Origin of the sequence: Campylobacter sp. W0066.2, assembly GCF_024723515.1 — a bacterium.
GTDB lineage: Bacteria > Campylobacterota > Campylobacteria > Campylobacterales > Campylobacteraceae > Campylobacter_D.
Genome location: NZ_JANQCV010000005.1, coordinates 36,288 through 54,446 on the forward strand (window position 1 = coordinate 36,288; position 18,159 = coordinate 54,446).

21 protein-coding genes and 1 pseudogene are annotated in these 18,159 nt (G+C 30.4%); 5 read left to right on the forward strand and 17 right to left on the reverse strand.

The window, feature by feature from the left end; genetic code table 11:
* Nucleotides 1-11: 11 nt before the first annotated feature.
* The 12 genes from CAMP18498_RS03025 to CAMP18498_RS03080 form a co-directional block, all read right to left on the reverse strand.
* Entirely contained in the window at nucleotides 12-983 is a 972-nt protein-coding gene (locus tag CAMP18498_RS03025; protein ID WP_337197429.1) for a transaldolase, read from the reverse strand.
* Entirely contained in the window at nucleotides 980-1,606 is a 627-nt protein-coding gene (serB, locus tag CAMP18498_RS03030) for a phosphoserine phosphatase SerB (protein WP_337197430.1), read from the reverse strand. Before serB ends, CAMP18498_RS03025 begins: the two co-directional genes overlap by 4 nt.
* Nucleotides 1,606-2,124, reverse strand: a complete 519-nt coding sequence (locus CAMP18498_RS03035) for a chemotaxis protein CheW (RefSeq protein ID WP_039668837.1) — start codon at nucleotides 2,122-2,124, stop codon at nucleotides 1,606-1,608. Before CAMP18498_RS03035 ends, serB begins: the two co-directional genes overlap by 1 nt.
* 4 nt (nucleotides 2,125-2,128) lie before the next feature.
* Nucleotides 2,129-4,435: a hybrid sensor histidine kinase/response regulator gene (locus tag CAMP18498_RS03040; protein ID WP_337197432.1), complete on the reverse strand. Its 2,307-nt coding sequence runs from the start codon at nucleotides 4,433-4,435 to the stop codon at nucleotides 2,129-2,131.
* 2 nt (nucleotides 4,436-4,437) lie between these two features.
* Nucleotides 4,438-5,391, reverse strand: coding sequence for a chemotaxis protein (locus CAMP18498_RS03045; RefSeq protein WP_337197434.1), 954 nt, complete (start codon nucleotides 5,389-5,391; stop codon nucleotides 4,438-4,440).
* Complete coding sequence (locus CAMP18498_RS03050) at nucleotides 5,391-6,113, reverse strand: UDP-2,3-diacylglucosamine diphosphatase (RefSeq protein ID WP_337197435.1); 723 nt, start codon at nucleotides 6,111-6,113, stop codon at nucleotides 5,391-5,393. Before CAMP18498_RS03050 ends, CAMP18498_RS03045 begins: the two co-directional genes overlap by 1 nt.
* Nucleotides 6,110-7,387, reverse strand: coding sequence for a phosphoethanolamine transferase (locus CAMP18498_RS03055; protein ID WP_337197436.1), 1,278 nt, complete (start codon nucleotides 7,385-7,387; stop codon nucleotides 6,110-6,112). Before CAMP18498_RS03055 ends, CAMP18498_RS03050 begins: the two co-directional genes overlap by 4 nt.
* A 458-nt stretch (nucleotides 7,388-7,845) precedes the next feature.
* The gene (greA, locus tag CAMP18498_RS03060) at nucleotides 7,846-8,331 is read right to left on the reverse strand and encodes a transcription elongation factor GreA (protein WP_039619215.1); all 486 of its coding nucleotides are present in this window, start codon (nucleotides 8,329-8,331) and stop codon (nucleotides 7,846-7,848) included.
* Nucleotides 8,332-8,340: 9 nt separating this feature from the next.
* The gene (gene lpxB, locus CAMP18498_RS03065; RefSeq protein ID WP_337197438.1) at nucleotides 8,341-9,438 is read right to left on the reverse strand and encodes a lipid-A-disaccharide synthase; all 1,098 of its coding nucleotides are present in this window, start codon (nucleotides 9,436-9,438) and stop codon (nucleotides 8,341-8,343) included.
* A gap of 78 nt (nucleotides 9,439-9,516) precedes the next feature.
* Nucleotides 9,517-10,089: a cytolethal distending toxin subunit A gene (locus tag CAMP18498_RS03070; protein WP_337197440.1), complete on the reverse strand. Its 573-nt coding sequence runs from the start codon at nucleotides 10,087-10,089 to the stop codon at nucleotides 9,517-9,519.
* Between the two features lie 9 nt (nucleotides 10,090-10,098).
* A complete protein-coding gene (locus CAMP18498_RS03075) occupies nucleotides 10,099-10,902 on the reverse strand; it encodes a cytolethal distending toxin subunit B family protein (protein ID WP_337197442.1) in 804 nt (267 codons plus the stop codon).
* Nucleotides 10,899-11,711: a cytolethal distending toxin subunit A/C gene (locus CAMP18498_RS03080; protein WP_337197444.1), complete on the reverse strand. Its 813-nt coding sequence runs from the start codon at nucleotides 11,709-11,711 to the stop codon at nucleotides 10,899-10,901. The genes CAMP18498_RS03075 and CAMP18498_RS03080 overlap by 4 nt, the downstream gene beginning before the upstream one ends.
* 138 nt (nucleotides 11,712-11,849) lie before the next feature.
* Between CAMP18498_RS03080 and surE the strand changes: the two genes are divergently transcribed.
* From surE to CAMP18498_RS03105, 5 genes and pseudogenes are all read left to right on the forward strand, one after another.
* Nucleotides 11,850-12,623 carry a 5'/3'-nucleotidase SurE gene (gene surE / locus CAMP18498_RS03085; protein WP_337197446.1) on the forward strand — a complete coding sequence of 258 codons (774 nt, stop codon included), beginning with the start codon at nucleotides 11,850-11,852 and terminating at the stop codon, nucleotides 12,621-12,623.
* Nucleotides 12,616-13,269: a ThiF family adenylyltransferase gene (locus CAMP18498_RS03090; RefSeq protein ID WP_337197448.1), complete on the forward strand. Its 654-nt coding sequence runs from the start codon at nucleotides 12,616-12,618 to the stop codon at nucleotides 13,267-13,269. Before surE ends, CAMP18498_RS03090 begins: the two co-directional genes overlap by 8 nt.
* Nucleotides 13,253-13,702 (forward strand): GNAT family N-acetyltransferase, encoded by a 450-nt coding sequence (locus CAMP18498_RS03095; protein ID WP_337197450.1) that lies wholly within the window; start codon nucleotides 13,253-13,255, stop codon nucleotides 13,700-13,702. The genes CAMP18498_RS03090 and CAMP18498_RS03095 overlap by 17 nt, the downstream gene beginning before the upstream one ends.
* A pseudogene (gene blaOXA, locus CAMP18498_RS03100) lies at nucleotides 13,699-14,444 on the forward strand (OXA-493 family class D beta-lactamase). Before CAMP18498_RS03095 ends, blaOXA begins: the two are co-directional and overlap by 4 nt.
* A gap of 12 nt (nucleotides 14,445-14,456) precedes the next feature.
* Nucleotides 14,457-15,278 carry a lysostaphin resistance A-like protein gene (locus CAMP18498_RS03105; RefSeq protein ID WP_442867705.1) on the forward strand — a complete coding sequence of 274 codons (822 nt, stop codon included), beginning with the start codon at nucleotides 14,457-14,459 and terminating at the stop codon, nucleotides 15,276-15,278.
* Nucleotides 15,279-15,281: 3 nt separating this feature from the next.
* On the opposite strand, the gene CAMP18498_RS03110 is transcribed toward CAMP18498_RS03105, so the two are convergent.
* Genes CAMP18498_RS03110 through CAMP18498_RS03130 form a run of 5 tightly spaced genes read right to left on the reverse strand, consistent with a single transcriptional unit; the run spans nucleotide 15,282 to nucleotide 18,117 of the window.
* Nucleotides 15,282-15,980: a methyltransferase domain-containing protein gene (locus CAMP18498_RS03110; protein ID WP_337197452.1), complete on the reverse strand. Its 699-nt coding sequence runs from the start codon at nucleotides 15,978-15,980 to the stop codon at nucleotides 15,282-15,284.
* Nucleotides 15,965-16,591 (reverse strand): pimeloyl-ACP methyl esterase BioG family protein, encoded by a 627-nt coding sequence (locus tag CAMP18498_RS03115; RefSeq protein WP_337197454.1) that lies wholly within the window; start codon nucleotides 16,589-16,591, stop codon nucleotides 15,965-15,967. The genes CAMP18498_RS03110 and CAMP18498_RS03115 overlap by 16 nt, the downstream gene beginning before the upstream one ends.
* Complete coding sequence (locus tag CAMP18498_RS03120) at nucleotides 16,588-17,712, reverse strand: aminotransferase class I/II-fold pyridoxal phosphate-dependent enzyme (RefSeq protein WP_337197456.1); 1,125 nt, start codon at nucleotides 17,710-17,712, stop codon at nucleotides 16,588-16,590. The genes CAMP18498_RS03115 and CAMP18498_RS03120 overlap by 4 nt, the downstream gene beginning before the upstream one ends.
* Entirely contained in the window at nucleotides 17,712-17,972 is a 261-nt protein-coding gene (locus tag CAMP18498_RS03125; protein ID WP_337197457.1) for a tetratricopeptide repeat protein, read from the reverse strand. Before CAMP18498_RS03125 ends, CAMP18498_RS03120 begins: the two co-directional genes overlap by 1 nt.
* Nucleotides 17,932-18,117 carry a hypothetical protein gene (locus tag CAMP18498_RS03130; RefSeq protein WP_337197459.1) on the reverse strand — a complete coding sequence of 62 codons (186 nt, stop codon included), beginning with the start codon at nucleotides 18,115-18,117 and terminating at the stop codon, nucleotides 17,932-17,934. Before CAMP18498_RS03130 ends, CAMP18498_RS03125 begins: the two co-directional genes overlap by 41 nt.
* Nucleotides 18,118-18,159 lie beyond the last annotated feature (42 nt).

Below are 18,159 nucleotides of genomic sequence, written 5' to 3' on the forward strand. Positions count from 1 at the left end.
GCTAAATAAGTTTATAAAGATTTTAAAATATCTTCATAAGCTATGCAAAATTGCTCTAAACCATCATCAAGCAAATCTTTACAAGCTTTACTCAAAGCATCTTTTGAAATATTTGCATTCAATTTTTTCTCTATACATTCATCTTTCAAAGGCTCTTTAAATATAATTTGCTTACCTTTAAAAGCCTTAATAGCATCTAGTGGAGCAGTATTAATAGCTTTATCATAGAGTAATTCTTTAATATAATAATCTTTTTCTAAATCATCACCCTTAACACCCGTACTTGCAAATAAAGCTCTAATATTTGCTTCATTTTGTTTGATGATATAATTATAAGCCTTAGTTGCAGTGAGAATTCCTATATAATTTTTATCTAAAACTTGATTATTTAATAATCTATCAAAACGACTTACAAAAATACTAATAACAGCTTGAGGTTCTTTTTTGGCTGCAATATTATTTTTTCTAAATTCCTTTAAACCTAAATTTAAAGCTTCAAAACATTTTTTAGTTTGCTCAAAATCAAAAATCAAAGTAGCATTTACACTAATACCATTTTTCATTAATTCTTGCATTACTTCATAAGAAGCTTCTGTTGCAGGAATTTTCATCATCACATTTTCTTTTGCAATTTGCGTGTATAATCTTTTTGCCTCAGCCAAAGATAAGCTAGTATTATCTTTTAATCTTGGGTCAATTTCAATACTAATAAAACCATCATTATTTTCATAATAATTAATAGCTAATTTATCTGCGGCCTTAGCAATATCTTCTACCGCAAGATACTCATATAAAGCTTTTTTATCTTTGAGATTTGATTTTTTGATTTTTTCTTTATAAATAGCTGAGTTTAAAATCGCATTTTTAAAAATAGCAGGATTTGAAGTAGCACCATTGATTGTTCTTGAGTATATTAAATCCAAAAATTCATGATCTAAAAATTCATTTTCTATAAAATCACACCATAGCGAAAATTTTTTCATTGTATTACCTTTATTATTTCTTTTAAATCTTTTTTATCTACACAAATATCTGCATGAGATCTTAAAATTTCTTTGGCACAAAAAGCTATTTTTAATCCACATTCTTTAAACATAGAAATATCATTAGCTCCATCGCCCACACACATAATTTCTTCTGTTTTTAAATTTAAAAATTTCTTAAGTCTTTGTAGTATAATACCTTTTGAGTTGTTAAACATAATTTCTCCACCAACTTTTCCCGTTAAAACACCGTTTTTACTATGCAAAAAGTTAGCAAAACCGAAATCAAAATGAAGTTTATTTTGTATTAAGTCAATTCCCTCATGAAATCCACCGCTAAAAACAATAATTTTTATATTTTTATTTTTTAAATACTCGCATAATTCTTTAGCGCCATTCATCAAAGGTAAATTTTCACAACACTTTCTTACTTGATCAACTGGCATTCCCTCAAGCAAGGCTACTCTAGTACTTAAGCTTTCAAAAAAATCAAGCTCACCATTCATTGCTTTATCGGTGATACTTTTAACAGCATCACCGACATTATACTCTTGTGCTAAAATATCGATGGTTTCCCCATCCATTAGCGTAGAGTCAAAGTCAAAGGCACAAAGCTTTATCATTAAAACTCACGCTTTAATAAAGCTTCGGCTTTTAATATAGTTAAAATATTTTCCTCTCTTTTACCTATACCAAAAATCATACCTTTTTCTTTTAGTAAAGTTTCAGGTGGCGGATCAATTCTGCTTCTGTGAATTTTGATAGCCTCTGTTAATCTATCTATCACAAAACCCGCATTACCTGCAGGAGTTTGATTTCCATTTGCTACGCCTTTTAAAACAATATATCTAGTTTGAGGTGTCATTTTAGAACTACCTTGATTAAATCTTTTCGCAAGATCAATCAAAGGCATAACATTACCCCTCATATTAAACACACCTAAAACATAATCAGGAACACTTGGAACCCTAGTATATTCTATAGGTTTAATAATTTCTTGGATATTAAGAATAGGAATAGCATATTCCTCATCTCCTACCACAAAACCAACAAGCTGAATAATATCCTCTTCTTTATCCACATCTGGTTCTGCAATTTGCGCTTGTTGTTTTTGCAAAACCTGGCTTAATTTATCATTCATCTTCTTATCCTAGTTTTAAATTTTTTCTAACTACATTTTCTAAGTACTCTGGAGAGTAAGGCTTAGTAATATACTCAGTCATTCCTACTTCCACACCTCTTAGACGGTCTGATTTACTAGTTCTTGAAGTTACCGCAACAAGTGGAAGGTTTTTGTATTTAGAATATTTTCTAATTTCACCTGCTAAGGTATAACCATCCATTCTTGGCATTTCAATATCAATCAGCACAGCATCAATATCATGTTCGCCTGATTTAATTGTATTTAATGCCTCAACGCCGTTAGTTGCTTCTATAATACTCACACCTAGTGGTTCTAGTGATTTTTGTATGATATTTCTATCCATCTTAGAATCATCCACTATAAGTACTGTATAATCGCTTGGTTTTTCTTTCACAACCTTTTTAGCTTGCGCTTCAATTTGTGCTTTAATATCTACTTTGATCTCTTTAGCTATATCCATCATAGCAGCAACATCAATAATCAAAGTAACTCTACCATCACCACGAATCGTCGCTCCTGCTATACCCTGGATGTTTTGTAAATATTCGCCCATAGACTTAATAACGATTTCTTCTTGACCTACTAAAGTATCTACTATAATACCAAGCTTACTTTCTGCTACACCTATAACAACTACATAAGTTTGATCAGTATTTTCAAGCACTTGTTTTACACCAAATACATCTGAAAGTCTTACTAAAGATAAAACCTCATCTCTTAAGCGAAGTACGTTTTTACCTTCAATGGTATAAATATCATCAATTGGCACCCTAACTGTCTCAAGAACACTTGCAAGAGGAATAGCATAAAACTCTTCTTGTGTACCTACAAGCAATGATTGAATAATTGCTAAAGTAAGTGGGATTTTAAGCTTCATCACAGTGCCTTTACCAAGTTCACTGTCAATCTCAATCACACCATTTAGTTTTTCAATATTAGTTTTAACAACATCCATTCCAACACCACGACCTGAAACATTAGTGATTTTAGCAGCAGTTGAAAAACCTGGTTTGAAAATCAATGCAAACGCTTCTTTATTACTCATTTGATCAGCTTCGCGCTCTGTGATTAAGTTTTTCTCTATAGCTTTTGATTTTAAAGCATCCGCATCAAGCCCTTTACCATCATCAGCAATTTCCACTACAATGTGGTTTCCTTCATTGTATGCTTTAAGATTAACGGTTCCTTTTTCTGGTTTACCATTAGCCACACGTGTTGCTGGATCTTCTATACCATGATCACACGAGTTTCTAATCATATGCATAATAGGATCGCCAATTTCTTCCACAATAGACTTATCAAGTTCAGTTTCTTCCCCTGAAATTTCAAGCTCCATTTGCTTGCCAAGTTCACGACCCAAATCACGTACAACTCTTGGGAATTTGTTGAAAACTTTTGCAATAGGTTGCATTCTTGTTTTCATAACTGCTAATTGAATATCTGTAGTAACAATGCTAAGTTGCGATACTACTTGGTTTAATTCTTCTAAGAATTTTTCCCCATCATATCTTTCTTCAACATCATCATAAATTTTTAATAAGCGGTTTTTACCAAGAACAAGCTCACCAATTAAGTTCATCAAATGATCAAGTCTTTTTACTTCAACCCTAATGGTTTGATCCATATTTGCACCACTGCTTCCACCACCTGCTGCAGGAACTTTTTTCTCAGCAGTTGCATTTTGTGCTTGAGCAGCTGGTTTACTTGGAGCTGGATTAGCTTCTTGTGTTTTTTTCTTTTCAGCACGTCTTGCTTGGTCTTCAGCTTTTCTTACTTTTAAAAGTCTTTCAATTTCAGCTTCAACCTCATCATCGCTAAGTTTATTTACATCAACTTCAGGTTCTTCAACCTTTGACTCTTCTTTTACTTCTTCTTTTGGCTCTTCAGTTTTAGCCGGTGCAACAGACTCTAAGCTTTCACCTTCTGAAATAGCGGTTAATCTTGTACAAATTGGAGCTATATCAAGCCCTATTGCTGTATCATTTCCATTATCTCTAATAGAATTTAATAAGGTTTTCATCATATCAATAGACTCTAAAACCACATCCATTACTTCAGGAGTAATTTTAAGCTCATTATGTCTTGCTTTATTTAAAACATCTTCCATGTGATGAGTAAGTTTTGTTAAAACATCAAAATTTAAAAAGCTTGATGAACCTTTAACAGTATGTGCGACACGGAAAATTCTATTTAATAGTTCTAAGTCTTCAGGATTTGCTTCTAATTCAACCAAATCATGGTCAATTTGCTCAACTAGTTCAAAGGCTTCAACTAAAAAATCCTCAAGTATTTCTTGAATATCTTCCATTTTTACTCCTCACCTTTTTCATGTTTTTTAATAACACGAGAAATTTCAGCAAAGAAATCACTTGCGTTAAATTTAACCAAATACCCCTCACCACCTGCTTCTTTAACACCTTTATCACTCATAAACTCATTTGATAAAGAAGAGTTAAACACGATAGGAATATTTTTAAATCTCTCATCTTCTCTTACTTTAGCTGCAAAGTGGAAACCATCCATTTGAGGCATTTCAACATCACTTACGATAATCTTTAGATGTTTATTTAAATCACCACCATATGCCCCATATAGTTCTTGAAGTTTTTGTAAACCTTCAACACCATCTTTTGCTTCTACAACTTTTAAGCCGATTTTATTAAGTAAATCTTTAACAAGTTTTCTTGCAGTAGAGCTATCATCAAGCGCTAAAGCCATACCTTCGATTTTTTGGATTTTATCATCTTCAATATCAGTTTGTGGAGTATAAATTCCAAGCTCTTGCACAATGCTTTCTAAATCTAGGATAAGTAAAACCTCATCTCCTTCGATTTTAGTCACACCGGTGATTTTACCCTTATCTAAACTTCCTGCACTTGTTGCAAAAGTAGCTGGTTCTATATTTTTCCAATTAATCCTACGAATTCTTTTTGCTTCATGCACAATAAAACCAATTAAAACATTACTAAATTCAGTAATGATTACCCTAGGTTTTATATTTGTCATTTCTGGTTCTTGAATTTGCATCCATTTTGCTAGGTTGATTACAGGAATCACCACACCACGAAGATCAAAAATACCTTCCACATAGTCAGGTACCCCTGGAATTTCAGTCAAAAAAGGAATTTTAATGATTTCTCTAACCTTAGAAACATTTACACCATAAATTCCCTCATAGACTTTATCGTGGCCTTGCTTAAAGATGCGAAAATCAACAAGTTCCATTTCATTTGAACCTGTTTTAACGACATTCTCATCAAACATTATGCCTCCTTAAGTTCTATTTTGTGAAATCTGATTTCTGGCTCATATTTTACTACAAAAAAACTTTCCTTGTATGCAAAAGTAGCTAAATTTAAATATTTTATATTTTCGTATTCTAAAAACACATCTTGATGATAATGACCTTCTATTACAAAACCTATATTATAGTGCTTTAAACGCTCTTTTGCTAAGGCAGAAAAATGGGGAATTTTTCTAATAAGTTGTTTTTTGTTTTGATTTTTTAGAATTTTTTGAGTAATTTTTTCTTTACTAATAACATTTAAAAAATTTAAAAAAAGTAGTAAATAATGATTTCTTAAACTTTTTAAGTAAAATTGCAAAAAAGGTTTTAAAAAAATATCTCCATGAGCTAATTTTACTAAGGTTTTATCTTGGAATTTACAAAGTAAAGGTTGCTGTTTTATGCTAAAAACCTTAACATTTTTAAAAAATTTAGCCAAATTAAAATCATGGTTACCTTCTAAATAAATGATTTCAATTTCATTAGCAAGTTCTTCAAGTAAATCTATATAAGCTTTTGCAAAATCATGTGTGGCTTTTACTTCATAAATTAAAAGATCAAAAATATCACCCATTAAAAAAAGCTGCGGGACTTGAATTTTTTTATTTTTTAAGGCTTGTAAAAACTCCCAAAAACCACGCCTATTTTCATTTTCATGTGCATCAGCGATAAAAATAGCATTTTCTTTTATACAAATCAATATCTTGCTTTCTCGTATTTTAACACTTTATCATAATCCACTTCGCCATTAAAAATTCTAATCCTATTAGAATTAAATTCATCACTTAACACATCTCTAGCGGGATCATAATCCTCGACTTTAATACCACCAATAGTTGTCATCGTATGAATCAAATCATCTATCATAAATGGTCTATTTTTGGCTTTTATTATCCTATCTACTAATTCAGGATTGTTTTGTTTAAATTTATCACTAACTATAAAAAAGAACGGAATTTCAGCAGTGAATCTTGAAGTTACAAAATGTTCCGCTCTATCTCTATATTCATAGACACTTTCTCCATGATCACTAATATAAACAATAATCGCTTCTTTATCTTTGAAAAAACTAAACACTTCATTGACAAAATAATCATTATAGAGTACCGCATTTGCATAGTTAGCAATATTTACTTTAAATTTCTTATCTAAATTTCTTTTTATATCTTTACTTGTAAATTTAGCAAACTGTTTCTCATATCTTCTGTCATACTTAAAATGCGTACCCATTAGCTGAATTACAAAAAAATCATAAATATTACTAGCATTTTTTATATATGGTAACATTGCACCATCTGGTTGTTTTGTAAAAATTTTATCATCTGTAGTGAATTCATCCAAATATATAGTTTTATTAGCTCTGCTAGCAACAGCTCGAGTTATACTAGTATGACCTGATAAGGGTTCGTGGTTAGATATAAACATACTCTTATATCCCGCTAAATTATACAAATCCACTATGTTTATTCTATCATACCAATTTTTCTCATTTTCTATATTTGAGAAATTCATAACCCTTCTTAATGAAGCTTGAGTGTTTGCAAAAGGCGATATCGTGTCGCTAAATTTAATCAAGCTTCCATTTTTTTCTAAAATATCTAAATTTGGTGTAGTTTTTAAATCATAGCCATATAAACTCATATAATTTCTTTGAGTACTTTCACCTACAATAAAAACCACATAAGAGATTCTTTTTTCAGATATAGTAGTTATCCTATTTTTATAATCATTTGCGATTTTCTCATAGTTTTTTAAATAAAAATTATAATCAGCCCAAATGCCATTTTCACCATAATATCTTAAAAATTGTTCTGGAATATCAATAAAAAATGAAAAATTAATCTTATCAATCGAATTAATTCCCTGTTTTTTTATAAAATATCTATTAGCACAATCTAAAAGCAAACCAACAATTATTAAAATATATATTATTTGAAATACTTTAATAGTGTTATCTTTTACATATTGTTTCAATTTTATTTTTTTACAAAAATATAAAAATATACCTATCAAGACAATAAAAGTGAGACATAAAATAAAATATTTTTTGTCAATATAGGTTTCTATAAATTCTAATGTTTCTTTTGGAGATATTTGTGAAAAAACATCTATAAACATAGGGTTAAATTTGGCAGAATAATTTACCAATAAATAGGTTTGCAATATAAAAGCAATGACAGCATAAACTGTTAAAAAATATATAATATACCTAGCTCTTTCTTTAAAAAAAAGAAAAAATATATGAATGATAAAAATTTCTAGTATAAACACTATAAATACATTTTTTATAGCCTTAAATAATATCCATTCGTAAATTTCCCTTTCAAATGTTAAATAACTCCACCACAATGAAATACTTACATCTAAAATAAAAATCAAAGATATATATGGAAAATATTTAATAATAAAATCAAAGTATCTTTCTTTTTGCATTAAAATTCCAAAGCTTTGTATTCTATAGAAATGATTTCAAATTCACTCTCGCCTTTTGGTAAACGCACTTTAAAATCATCCCCTTCTTTTTTACCAAGCATTGCTTTAGCAATAGGCGAGCTAATGGAAATATAACCTTTTTCTAAATTTCCCTCATTTACCCCTACCAAAGTATAAGTGCTTTGCTTTTCACTTTCTAAATCTTCCACCACAACAGTTGAGCCAAATTTCACACTATCATGCTCATAAGAAGATGGATCGATGATTTGCGCTCTTGAGATCAAATCCCCAAGTTCAGCTATCTTTCCTTCTATAAAAGCTTGTTTTTCTCTAGCTGCGTGATATTCTGCGTTTTCTTTTAAATCACCATGGCTTCTTGCTATGTCTATTTCTTCTACTACTTTTGGGCGTTCAACTTTCTTTAAATGTTCTAATTCTTTTTCTAATTTCTCATAGCCATATTTACTCATAGGTTCTTTTTGCATGATTTATCCTTATTTGATTTCATAAAGTATTTTAGCTAAATTTTTTGCACTTGCAAATTGCAAATATTCTTTTAAAAAATCTACTTTATCAAAAAATGCCTTATAATCGTATTTAAGATAAGCTTGATATAAATTTTCCACATTTACTTGCTCTTGTAAAAATTCAGGATTAAGCTCACTTTTTCCTGCAAAATCTAAAAAAATATTTGCAAGACCTATGTGTTTAAGTTTTACAAAACATCTTGCGATAAATACATCAATAGCTTTAGCTTTATAAGCAAGCACAAAAGGCGTGCCGACCAAAGCTGCTTCAAGTGTAGCTGTGCCACTACAAATAAAAGCAAAATCAGCATTTTTTAGCACTTTTGGGGTGTTAGTTTGAATTTCAAAATTACTCACATCCCCGTAAATTTCTAGTCTTTTTAAATTAAACTCGGGTACACAAAGAATTTTTTTGCCTTTAAATTTAGTACTTAATTCTCTAAAAATAGGCATTAAACGCTTTATTTCACTTTTTCTTGAACCAGGCAAGAAAGCGATGATTTTTTCATCATCTTTTTTTGAAAGTATATTTTTTATATCTTCTTGGTTTTTAAACTCCTTTATCTCATCTAAAAGCGGATGTCCTACATAAGTGCTTTTGCTAAAAAACCCACTATCAAAAGGCAAGATAGAAGCTAGCACATCAAAATGACTTTCTATGATAGGTATGCGTCCTTTTTTCCATGCCCAAACTTGAGGTAAGATATAATAAATTCTTTTTGTTTTGGAATTTGCTTTTTTTAAAGCCTTTGCAAAAGGTATGTTAAAAGCAGGAGAATCTATACATAAAATCGCATCAATTTTTTGAGCAAGACTTAAATTTACTAGCTCTTTTATAGCTTTTTTGGCTTTTAAAATGAGTGGCAAAACCTCTATAAAACCCATGGCACTAAACTCATGTGAGCTATAAAGTGGCTTGGAATTTAGACTAAATTCTTTACACAAACTCTCATCATAAATTCCCACTAAATCAAATTCTTTATATTCATTTTTATAAGCTTTTAAAACTTCTTTTAAATGCAAATTTGCTGAAGGCTCTAAGGCACAAACTAAAAAGGTTTTCATTAACCTACCTTATATCAATTTTAAAAGACATTCTAACAAAAAATAACTTAGAGTTTAAACCCGCAAAAGCGGGTTAATTTAATAAACCGGAGTTGCTTCAACAATAGCAGGAGCAAAGAAAAATAATTCTTTTAATTCTATAGGCACAGATGGATTTACAGTGCAATCATCCAAGCCAAAACGATTTTCTATAGGCACGCGTGCTTCATAAAAAGTACTCATGCATTTTACTCCACCGTGCGTTAAAGATCTAATTTGCACAGCAGAGCTTGTAGTAGGCATGATAGAAAAAACCGTTTGCATTTGTCCATCTTGTAAATCTTGCTTGCAAGATTTTGTTCCAAAAGTTTTTTCATCTAAAACAGCCAAACACACATCAGCACCTCTAGGGTTTATAAACTGCACATAACCAAAAGGGCGTTGCACAGCATATCTATCTTTTTCTTTTAACTCTTCGCTAAGTATTATTTCTTTTAAAAACCAATTTTGCTCTTCTAGTATTTCAGAGCTATATCTAAAAGGACTTAGCGAAATTCCTGTTTCTAAAGATCTTATGGCAAACATAGGTGTAAAATCTTCTAATTCATCTAAACTAACCTCAGCTCTTAAAAAACTCAAAGCCATAAAAAATAAAATACAAATTTTTTTCATTATTTACTCCTAAGGTCTTCTAAAATTCACAGGAAAATGATCAGAAGCTAAAAAAGTCCTAAGCCCTGCTACAGCTAAAAGAGCGATGATTGGAGGTGGATTGTATAAAGAAGCTATATTGGAATTTCCTGTGATAGCATAGTCAATGATCCTTCCGCTAGTTTGAGTATTAGTATTTGGAGGGACCACACGCGTACGTGCTCTTAAATCTGGATCAAGTAAAGAAACCAAAGCCCCTGCTTCTCTATTAAAATCACCCAAAATCATCCAATTAATCTCTGGTCTATTTCTAAAAAATTGATCTACAGCGCTCACAATAGCTCCACCATCATTACCTCCGCTTGCTAAAGCATGTATGCTAAAAAATGCGTCATTTCCTATACGAATGCCTATAATAGGTCTTGAAGCAACAGTTGGAGGTGGCAAAACAAAAACCTCATCAGCTTGCACTCTACTTACTATAGCCATATTCACACGATTTGCACCAACATCAACTCTTGAATAATAAATAAAAACAGAATTTGGACGGCTTGATGAGCCCAAATTCCACTCATACTCATGTATAGGGATTCCAACACCAACAGGTTGAACTTGTCTTGGTGTCATTACTGCGGTACTAGGTAGAGTTCCTGCTTCTTGAACAGCCAAAATATCCATAGGATTAGCACCCGTTACAAGCTGTCTAATGCTAATATTCCATTTACTTTCAGTAGAAGCCGATGAACCTTGTAAATTCCAAGTTCCACTATTGTAATTTTCTAAAGCTCCAAATAATAAATTAAAACCTAAAACTAAAAATATTATCTTTTTCAAAATACTCCTCCTTCAGCATAAGGTGATCTTGTTTGAAAAGCAGGTGCACTAATACTCCATTGTCTATCTAAATTTTTTTCTTTTGATTTCAAACAAGGTGTTAAATATATACTATAATAATCAAAATTAAATTCCTCCATTACATTTGCAACCGTTGTTTGTATGCATTGTTGTGTAGCATAATTTTGAATTTGATAGGCACCATTACTCATAGGATAAAGTCTCCAAAATTGCGTAAAATTGCTTTGATCGCAAGGATAATGCACTATACCATTACCATAAGCATTTAAACAAGTATTAGTTTTTGCATTTTTAATCATTACTTTATTATTTGGAAATTCAATGAGCTGCCACACTCTTGCATCACCAAAAGACTTACTATCAAATAAATTATAACCCCATATCCAATTCCCTGGATTTAATGCCCAAACAGTTAGTGCAGCACCGTTTGGATTCATAATAGTTACAAAATCACTTGCAATACCTGAATTTTCATACAAAGCGTTTGAAGTAAATTTATTATCCGAAGTTAACCTTGGCAAGGGTCCTTTTATGGGATTATCCCCTTTAAAAGTATTTGTAGTAATTACTGGTGGCACAAGCGGTATAGCAGGAAAATGTTTCCCATCTACTAAAGCTGGTGTTTTTTGCTTAGCAGGTGGTGTTGGATTTTTACCTATTTTTAAAGGATCAATATCATTTACACCGCCCAAAGAACGTGCCAAAGGATTAAATTGCTCTTTAGAAGAACATCCGATAAAAAAAGCTACAAATACACTAAATATCATTATGAATTTAATTTTTTGCATTTTTCCTCCTTGAATATTTAAATTTAAATATATTATCATAATTATAAATAAATTGTAATACAAAACACCATTAATAATTTTTTCTTTATTTTAAAAAATATTTTATCACTTGTGTTAAAATTTAAAAAAAGGAAAAATATGAAAGAAATTTTAATAACAAACGATGATGGCTATGAAAGTGAAGGCTTAAAAAAGCTTATAAAAATACTAAGAAAGCATTTTAAAGCTAAAATTACCATAGTAGCTCCTGCTAGTGAAAAATCAGCATGCTCGCACTCCATAACACTAACCAAACCTTTGAGATTTCACAAGGTTGGTAAAAGATTTTACAAGCTTGATGATGGCACGCCTGCAGATTGCGTTTATCTTGCTTTACATGCTTTATATAAAAAGCGTTTGCCTGATCTTGTCATAAGTGGGATCAATAAAGGTGCTAATGTAGGCGAGGATATAACCTACTCAGGAACTTGCGCAGGTGCTATGGAAGCTGTGCTTCATGGAATTCCTGCCATAGCTTTATCACAATTTTACAAAGATAATCAAAAAGAGCTTGATTATAAACTTGCTTTAAAGCTTACTAAAAAAATAGTCAAAAATATCTTTGAAAAGGGCTTTCCTTTAGATAAAAAAGAATTTTTAAATATCAACTTTCCTTCTAGCAAAACATCCTTTCAAGGCTTAAAAATTTGCAAAGCAGGTAAAAGAATTTATAGTTATGAAGCACACTCAAATACAAATCCAAGAGGTGTAGAATACTACTGGCTAGCTGCTGCTAATCTTGATCATGAAAATGAAAAAGACTCAGACATAGCACTTTTAAAACAAGGCTATGCCACAATAACCCCTATAATGCTTGATCTAACAGCTTATAAACAAATGAAAAATCTCAAAAAATGGATGAAAAATGGATAGATACACGCGCATAAAATGGCTTGTTAATGAAGAAAATTTTATTAAATTTCAAAATACCAAAGTTTTAGTTTGCGGACTTGGTGGAGTTGGTGGAATTTGCGTTGACGCGCTTTTTAGAAGTGGCTTTAGCAATCTAACTTTAATTGATGCGGATAAATTTGAAACTACTAATCAAAACCGCCAGCTTCATAGTGAAAATATAGGTGAAGAAAAAGCTAAGATTTTTGAACGCATTTACAATGCCAAAGGTATAGTTAGCAAAATCGATGATGAGTTTTTAAAAAGTTTTGATTTGAGCGAATTTGATCTTATCATTGATGCGATTGATGATATACCTGCTAAGGTTGCTTTGGCTAATTTGGTTGATTTGAAAAAACAAATTTTTATCTCATCAACCGGTGGAGCTAGAAAGCTTGATCCAACGCGTATTAAAACGACAAGCATATTTAAAACACATGGCGATGCTTTAGCTAAAAAATTCCGTTATGAACTTAGAAAATCAGGCTTTAAAGGAGACTTTGATGTAGTATTTTCAGATGAAGAAGCCCATTGTAAAGATCTTGGCTCATTTATGGGTGTAACAGCTTCTTTTGGACTTGCTCTAGCTTCTTTGGCTTTAAGGAAAATGCTTGATAAGAAAGCTTGATATAAAAGACTTAGCTTCTTGTATCAAGCTTTTTAAGCAAAGCGTAACTACTCTTTGTAAAAATGATTACACAAAAGAACAAATTCATGCATGGATTAATATAGACCAAAAAGCTTGGGAAAGAAAATTTCAAAATCAACTAGGCTTTGTTTATGAAGAAAAAGGTCAAATCATATCTTTTATAAGTATGAATTTAGAAGAAAAAACACTCGATCTTTGCTTTACTCATGCAAACTATGCTCATCAAGGTTATGGCAAAGCTTTATTAAAATTTACTCTTAAAAACTACCCTTATAGTGAAATTTATACTTTTGCTAGTCTTAGTGCTAAAAATTTCTTTTTAAAAGCAGGATTTAAAATCATCAAAGAAAACATTGCTATAAGAGATCAACAAGAATTAAAAAATTTTTTAATGAAAAAGGAAATAAATTGAAAAAAATACTTTTACTTTTTAGTCTTTTTTGCTCTTTTGCTTTGGCAAATGAAAATTTAAAAGATCTTTTTAAAGATTACAATGAAAGTGGAGTTTTTATAGCTTATGATGGCAAGGATTACTATAGTAATGATTTTACAAAAGCAAACAAATGCATTTTACCTGCCTCTACTTTTAAAATTTTCAATGCCCTAATCGCACTCAATGAAGGCGTTATAAAAGATACTAATGAGATTTTTTATCATTACAAAGGCGAAAAAGTATTTTTACCCTCTTGGAAAAATGACGCAAATTTAGCCCTAGCTATGCAAAGATCTCAACTACCTGCTTATAAAGAACTATCTAGAAAAATAGGCTTAGAAAAAATGCAAAAAAACCTAAGTAAACTCAACTATGGCAACCAAAAAATAAGTAAAATCGATGAATTTTGGTTTGATGGTTCTTTGCAAATTAGCCCCAAAGAACAAGCTACTTTACTTTTTAACCTTGCCAATTTAACACTAGATTACCCTAAAAATATACAAAAAGAAATTATAAATATAATAAAATTTAGTGAAAATAGCCATTATGAGTTTTTTGCAAAAACAGGCTGGGGTAAAGAAAGATACGGACAAATCGTAGGTTTTATAAAAAGTAAAAAAGTAACAAAATTTACGCTTTTGCTTTAAATATGAATATAAGTGATTTTAACAAGCTTTATCTAAGAGAAGAAATAGTACAACTGTATCTAGATCAATTATAAAAAGGATTTTATATGATGGCTTTAAGCACTCATCTTTTTTTGGCTATTTCTTTGGTGTTGCTTTCACTTGATAAAGCTAAAATATCATATTTATTTTTACTCTTTTCAATTATATTAGGATATATATTTAAGATTATAGATATAACTTTTATAGCAATTAATGTATTAGTTTTTTTAGCGGCTATATTGTATCAGTATAAAAAATTTTTCATATTAGAAATAGCATTATTTACCTATACTTTAGCTTTATTTCTTCATTTTATCCCAGGCGTAAACAACATCAAAGTTTTAGATCAAGTTTATGCAAGCACAAATAGTACACCTTTTAATCTTTACTTTAGTATTGACAAACCACTAGGAGTTTTTATACTTTTTATTCTTTTTCCTATTTTGTTTAAAAACACAAATTACACCAAAGCTTCAGTATTAAAATGGAGCTTATTGCTTTTATCTCCTATTCTTTTGCTGTGCGTGCCTTGGTATTTGGGTGTTATCAAACTAGAAATAAGCATACCATCATGGATTTTATATTTTTTATTTTCAAATCTTTTGTTAGTTGCTTTAGTAGAAGAAGCTTTTTTTAGAGGTTATCTCCAACAAAGACTTACGCAATTCATTCACCCTAATCTTGCTTTATTAATCGCAAGCATAGCTTTTGGATTAGTGCATTATAAAAGCGGTGTTTTGATGATTGTATTTGCTAGTGTTGCAGGTGTGATTTATGGCTTAGCTTATAAATACTCAAAAAGCTTATGGATAAGCGTATTGTTTCACTATGGATTAAATTTAATCCATTTGATATTTTTTACCTATCCATTTTACTTAAAACATTAGTGATTATAGTTTTCTAACTAGAAAAAATAAAGGATGATAAGTCAAGGTGTTTTGAAATTCTTTTTCGTAGTTTTTTAAAAATACCTTGCTTATAAAAAATTTTTCACTCAAAGCATTTACCCCGCTTAATTTCAAATGTCTAAAAAGCTCTAAAGTATGATCAAATTTTAACTCTTTTAACTCTTCTTTTACCTTTATGATCTTAAATTTTTTAGAAAGCTTTTGTGCAATTTGCTCTAAAGTTAAATATTCAAGTGATAAATTAGTGCTTTGCTTTATTTGAGTGAAATTTTTTTCTCCAAAAGTAGAAAAAAGCAAAACCCCATTTTTATTTAACATATTTGCAAGATTTTCTAAAAGCTCATCTATCTTTAGCCACTGCATGCAAGCATTGGAAGCTATAAGATCAAATTTTTTCGTATAAAAATGATGATTTTTAAGTTCATTCATATCAAAAACACCAAATTCATCAAACTTACAAGGATTTTCAAAAGGATAAATATCATTTAAAAAATAATGCTTAAATTTAATATGCTCTTGCAAAGCCTTACTAAAATCCCCTACCCCACAGCCAAACTCAAACACCGCTTCAAAATCTCTAAAATCACTCTCACTAAGCATTTTACAAAGCTCTTTAGCCATATCTTTTTGCACAGGTGTATTTGCGCTATAAGTGTCTTTTGCTCTTATGAAAGTTTGCAAAGCTCTTCCCAAGTGTGGTATTTAAAAAATACAAAATGTGGCTCATCGATAAACATTGCCTTTTCTTTGAAAAATTTTAAAACATGCTTTGATGGAAAGATCTTATCCTCTTTGCTAATTATGGCTTTATCCCAAGTGAATTTTTCATTTAAATCTTTAGCGCAAAACTCATATAAGCTTAAAAGCTCTGCTTTTAAATGCTCGTTTTTTTCAAAATAAAATCCATCACTTAAACCCATTCTTTTTTCAAGTAAATTTGATTTAAAATCCTCTAAAGCAAATCTTTTCATCGTAAGTTTAAAAATAGCTTTTTTGATCCCAAATTCATCATCTATAGGCAAATTTGTACCATTTATGGCTATTTTTTTATCAAATTTTATATCTTTTAAAATTTTACTCGCTACACAAACTCCCATAGAAAAGCCAACAAGAGTGATTTTTTCAAATTTATGAAGATTAATTTCCCAACCAAAACTCGTATAATCATACACCATTAAAACATTTACATCACTTTTTAAATGCGCAAAATGGCTAAAATGTGAGCAAAACCCTGAAAAAAATAAAATCAACTCAGATGAATTTTCATTTTCATGTAAAAAATGAGTTTTCAAAGTACCTCCAAAACCTTTTCTAAGTCTTTTTTCACTAGCCCAGCATGCAAAGAAAAGCGAATTCTGGCTGTATTTTTAGCTACGGTTGGCTCTTTAATAGCAGGTGCAAAAATACCATTTTCTAAAAGCTTTTTAGAAATTTCACTAGCTAGTGCATTTTGTCCTAAAATAAAAGATATCACATAAGCCTCGCCTAAAACTGCACCTTTACTTGCTAAAGCATTTTTAAACCAAGTGCTTAACTCTAAAAGCTCTTTTCTTTGAGCGCTAAATTCATGCAAATGCTTAAAAACATGCAAAGTCCAAGCTACATTAATAGGCGCAATAGCAGTTGAGTATATAAAGGCTCTTGCTTTGTTGATAAAAAAATCTTTGTCATTACTTATCATGCAAGCCCCCATAGAAGCTATGGCCTTACCAAAGGTAAAAATTAAAAAATCCACTTCCTTCTCTAAGCCCAAAAATCTCACATAACCCAAACCATCATCATTAAAACACCCTATGCTATGAGCTTCATCAATATAAATTTTGATATTTTTAAACTCTTTTTTTAAATTTATGAATTCTTTTATAGGTGCAAAATCCCCATCCATACTAAACAACGCTTCACTTACGACGATGATAGTTTCAAATTCTTTATAATGTTTTGACACTAAGCTTTGCAAATGCTTTATATCATTGTGCTTAAATCTTATAAATTTAGCCCCGCCAAGCCTTAAACCATCGATGATACTTGCATGCACTTGCTTATCTGCTAAAAACAAAGTATTTTTAATGCTTGCTAAAGCTTGTAAACAGCTAACATTTAAGGCATAGCCGTTGTTAAAATACAAGATTTTTCTGCCTAATTTAGCTTCTAAAAAGCTTTCAAATTCATCAAAAATCGCATAATTTCCGCTCAAACTTCTTGAACTTGAACTAGAAAATTCAAATTCTTTTAAATGTGTTAAAAAATCTTGCTTTAATGTTTTTTCATTACTTAAATTTAGATAATCATTCCCCGCTAAATTCAGCAATTTTTGCCCATTATAAACGACATATTTTCCCTCATGTTTTAATGAGCGTAGAATTCTAAAATTATCTTGTTGTTTTAACTCATCTAAAATTTGTGCAATTTGCATTATCGTTTAAGCCTTGCGTAGTTTTCACAACCCTCATCGCTTTTTAAATCACAAGCCTTGCCAAAATATTCTAAAGCTTTAGAAAGATCCTTTCTAACACCTTTTCCATTTGCATACATAGCTCCAAGATTAGAACAACCCAAACCATCATTTAAATCACAAGCTTGCTGAAATAATTCCATTGCCTTAAAATTATCTTTTTTTACCCCTTCACCAAATTTATACATAGCACCAAACATTACCGCAACCAAAACCATCATTTAAATCACATGCTTGTTTGTAATACTTCATAGCATTTATATAATCACCACTCTCATAAGCTTTAAATCCTTTTACAAATAAATCCTCTTGCGAATATGCAAAATTTAAAAATAAAATCGCTAAGATAATCAAAAATTTTTTCATACTTTACCTCTAAATTTAAGATAAAAAGCTAATTATATAAAT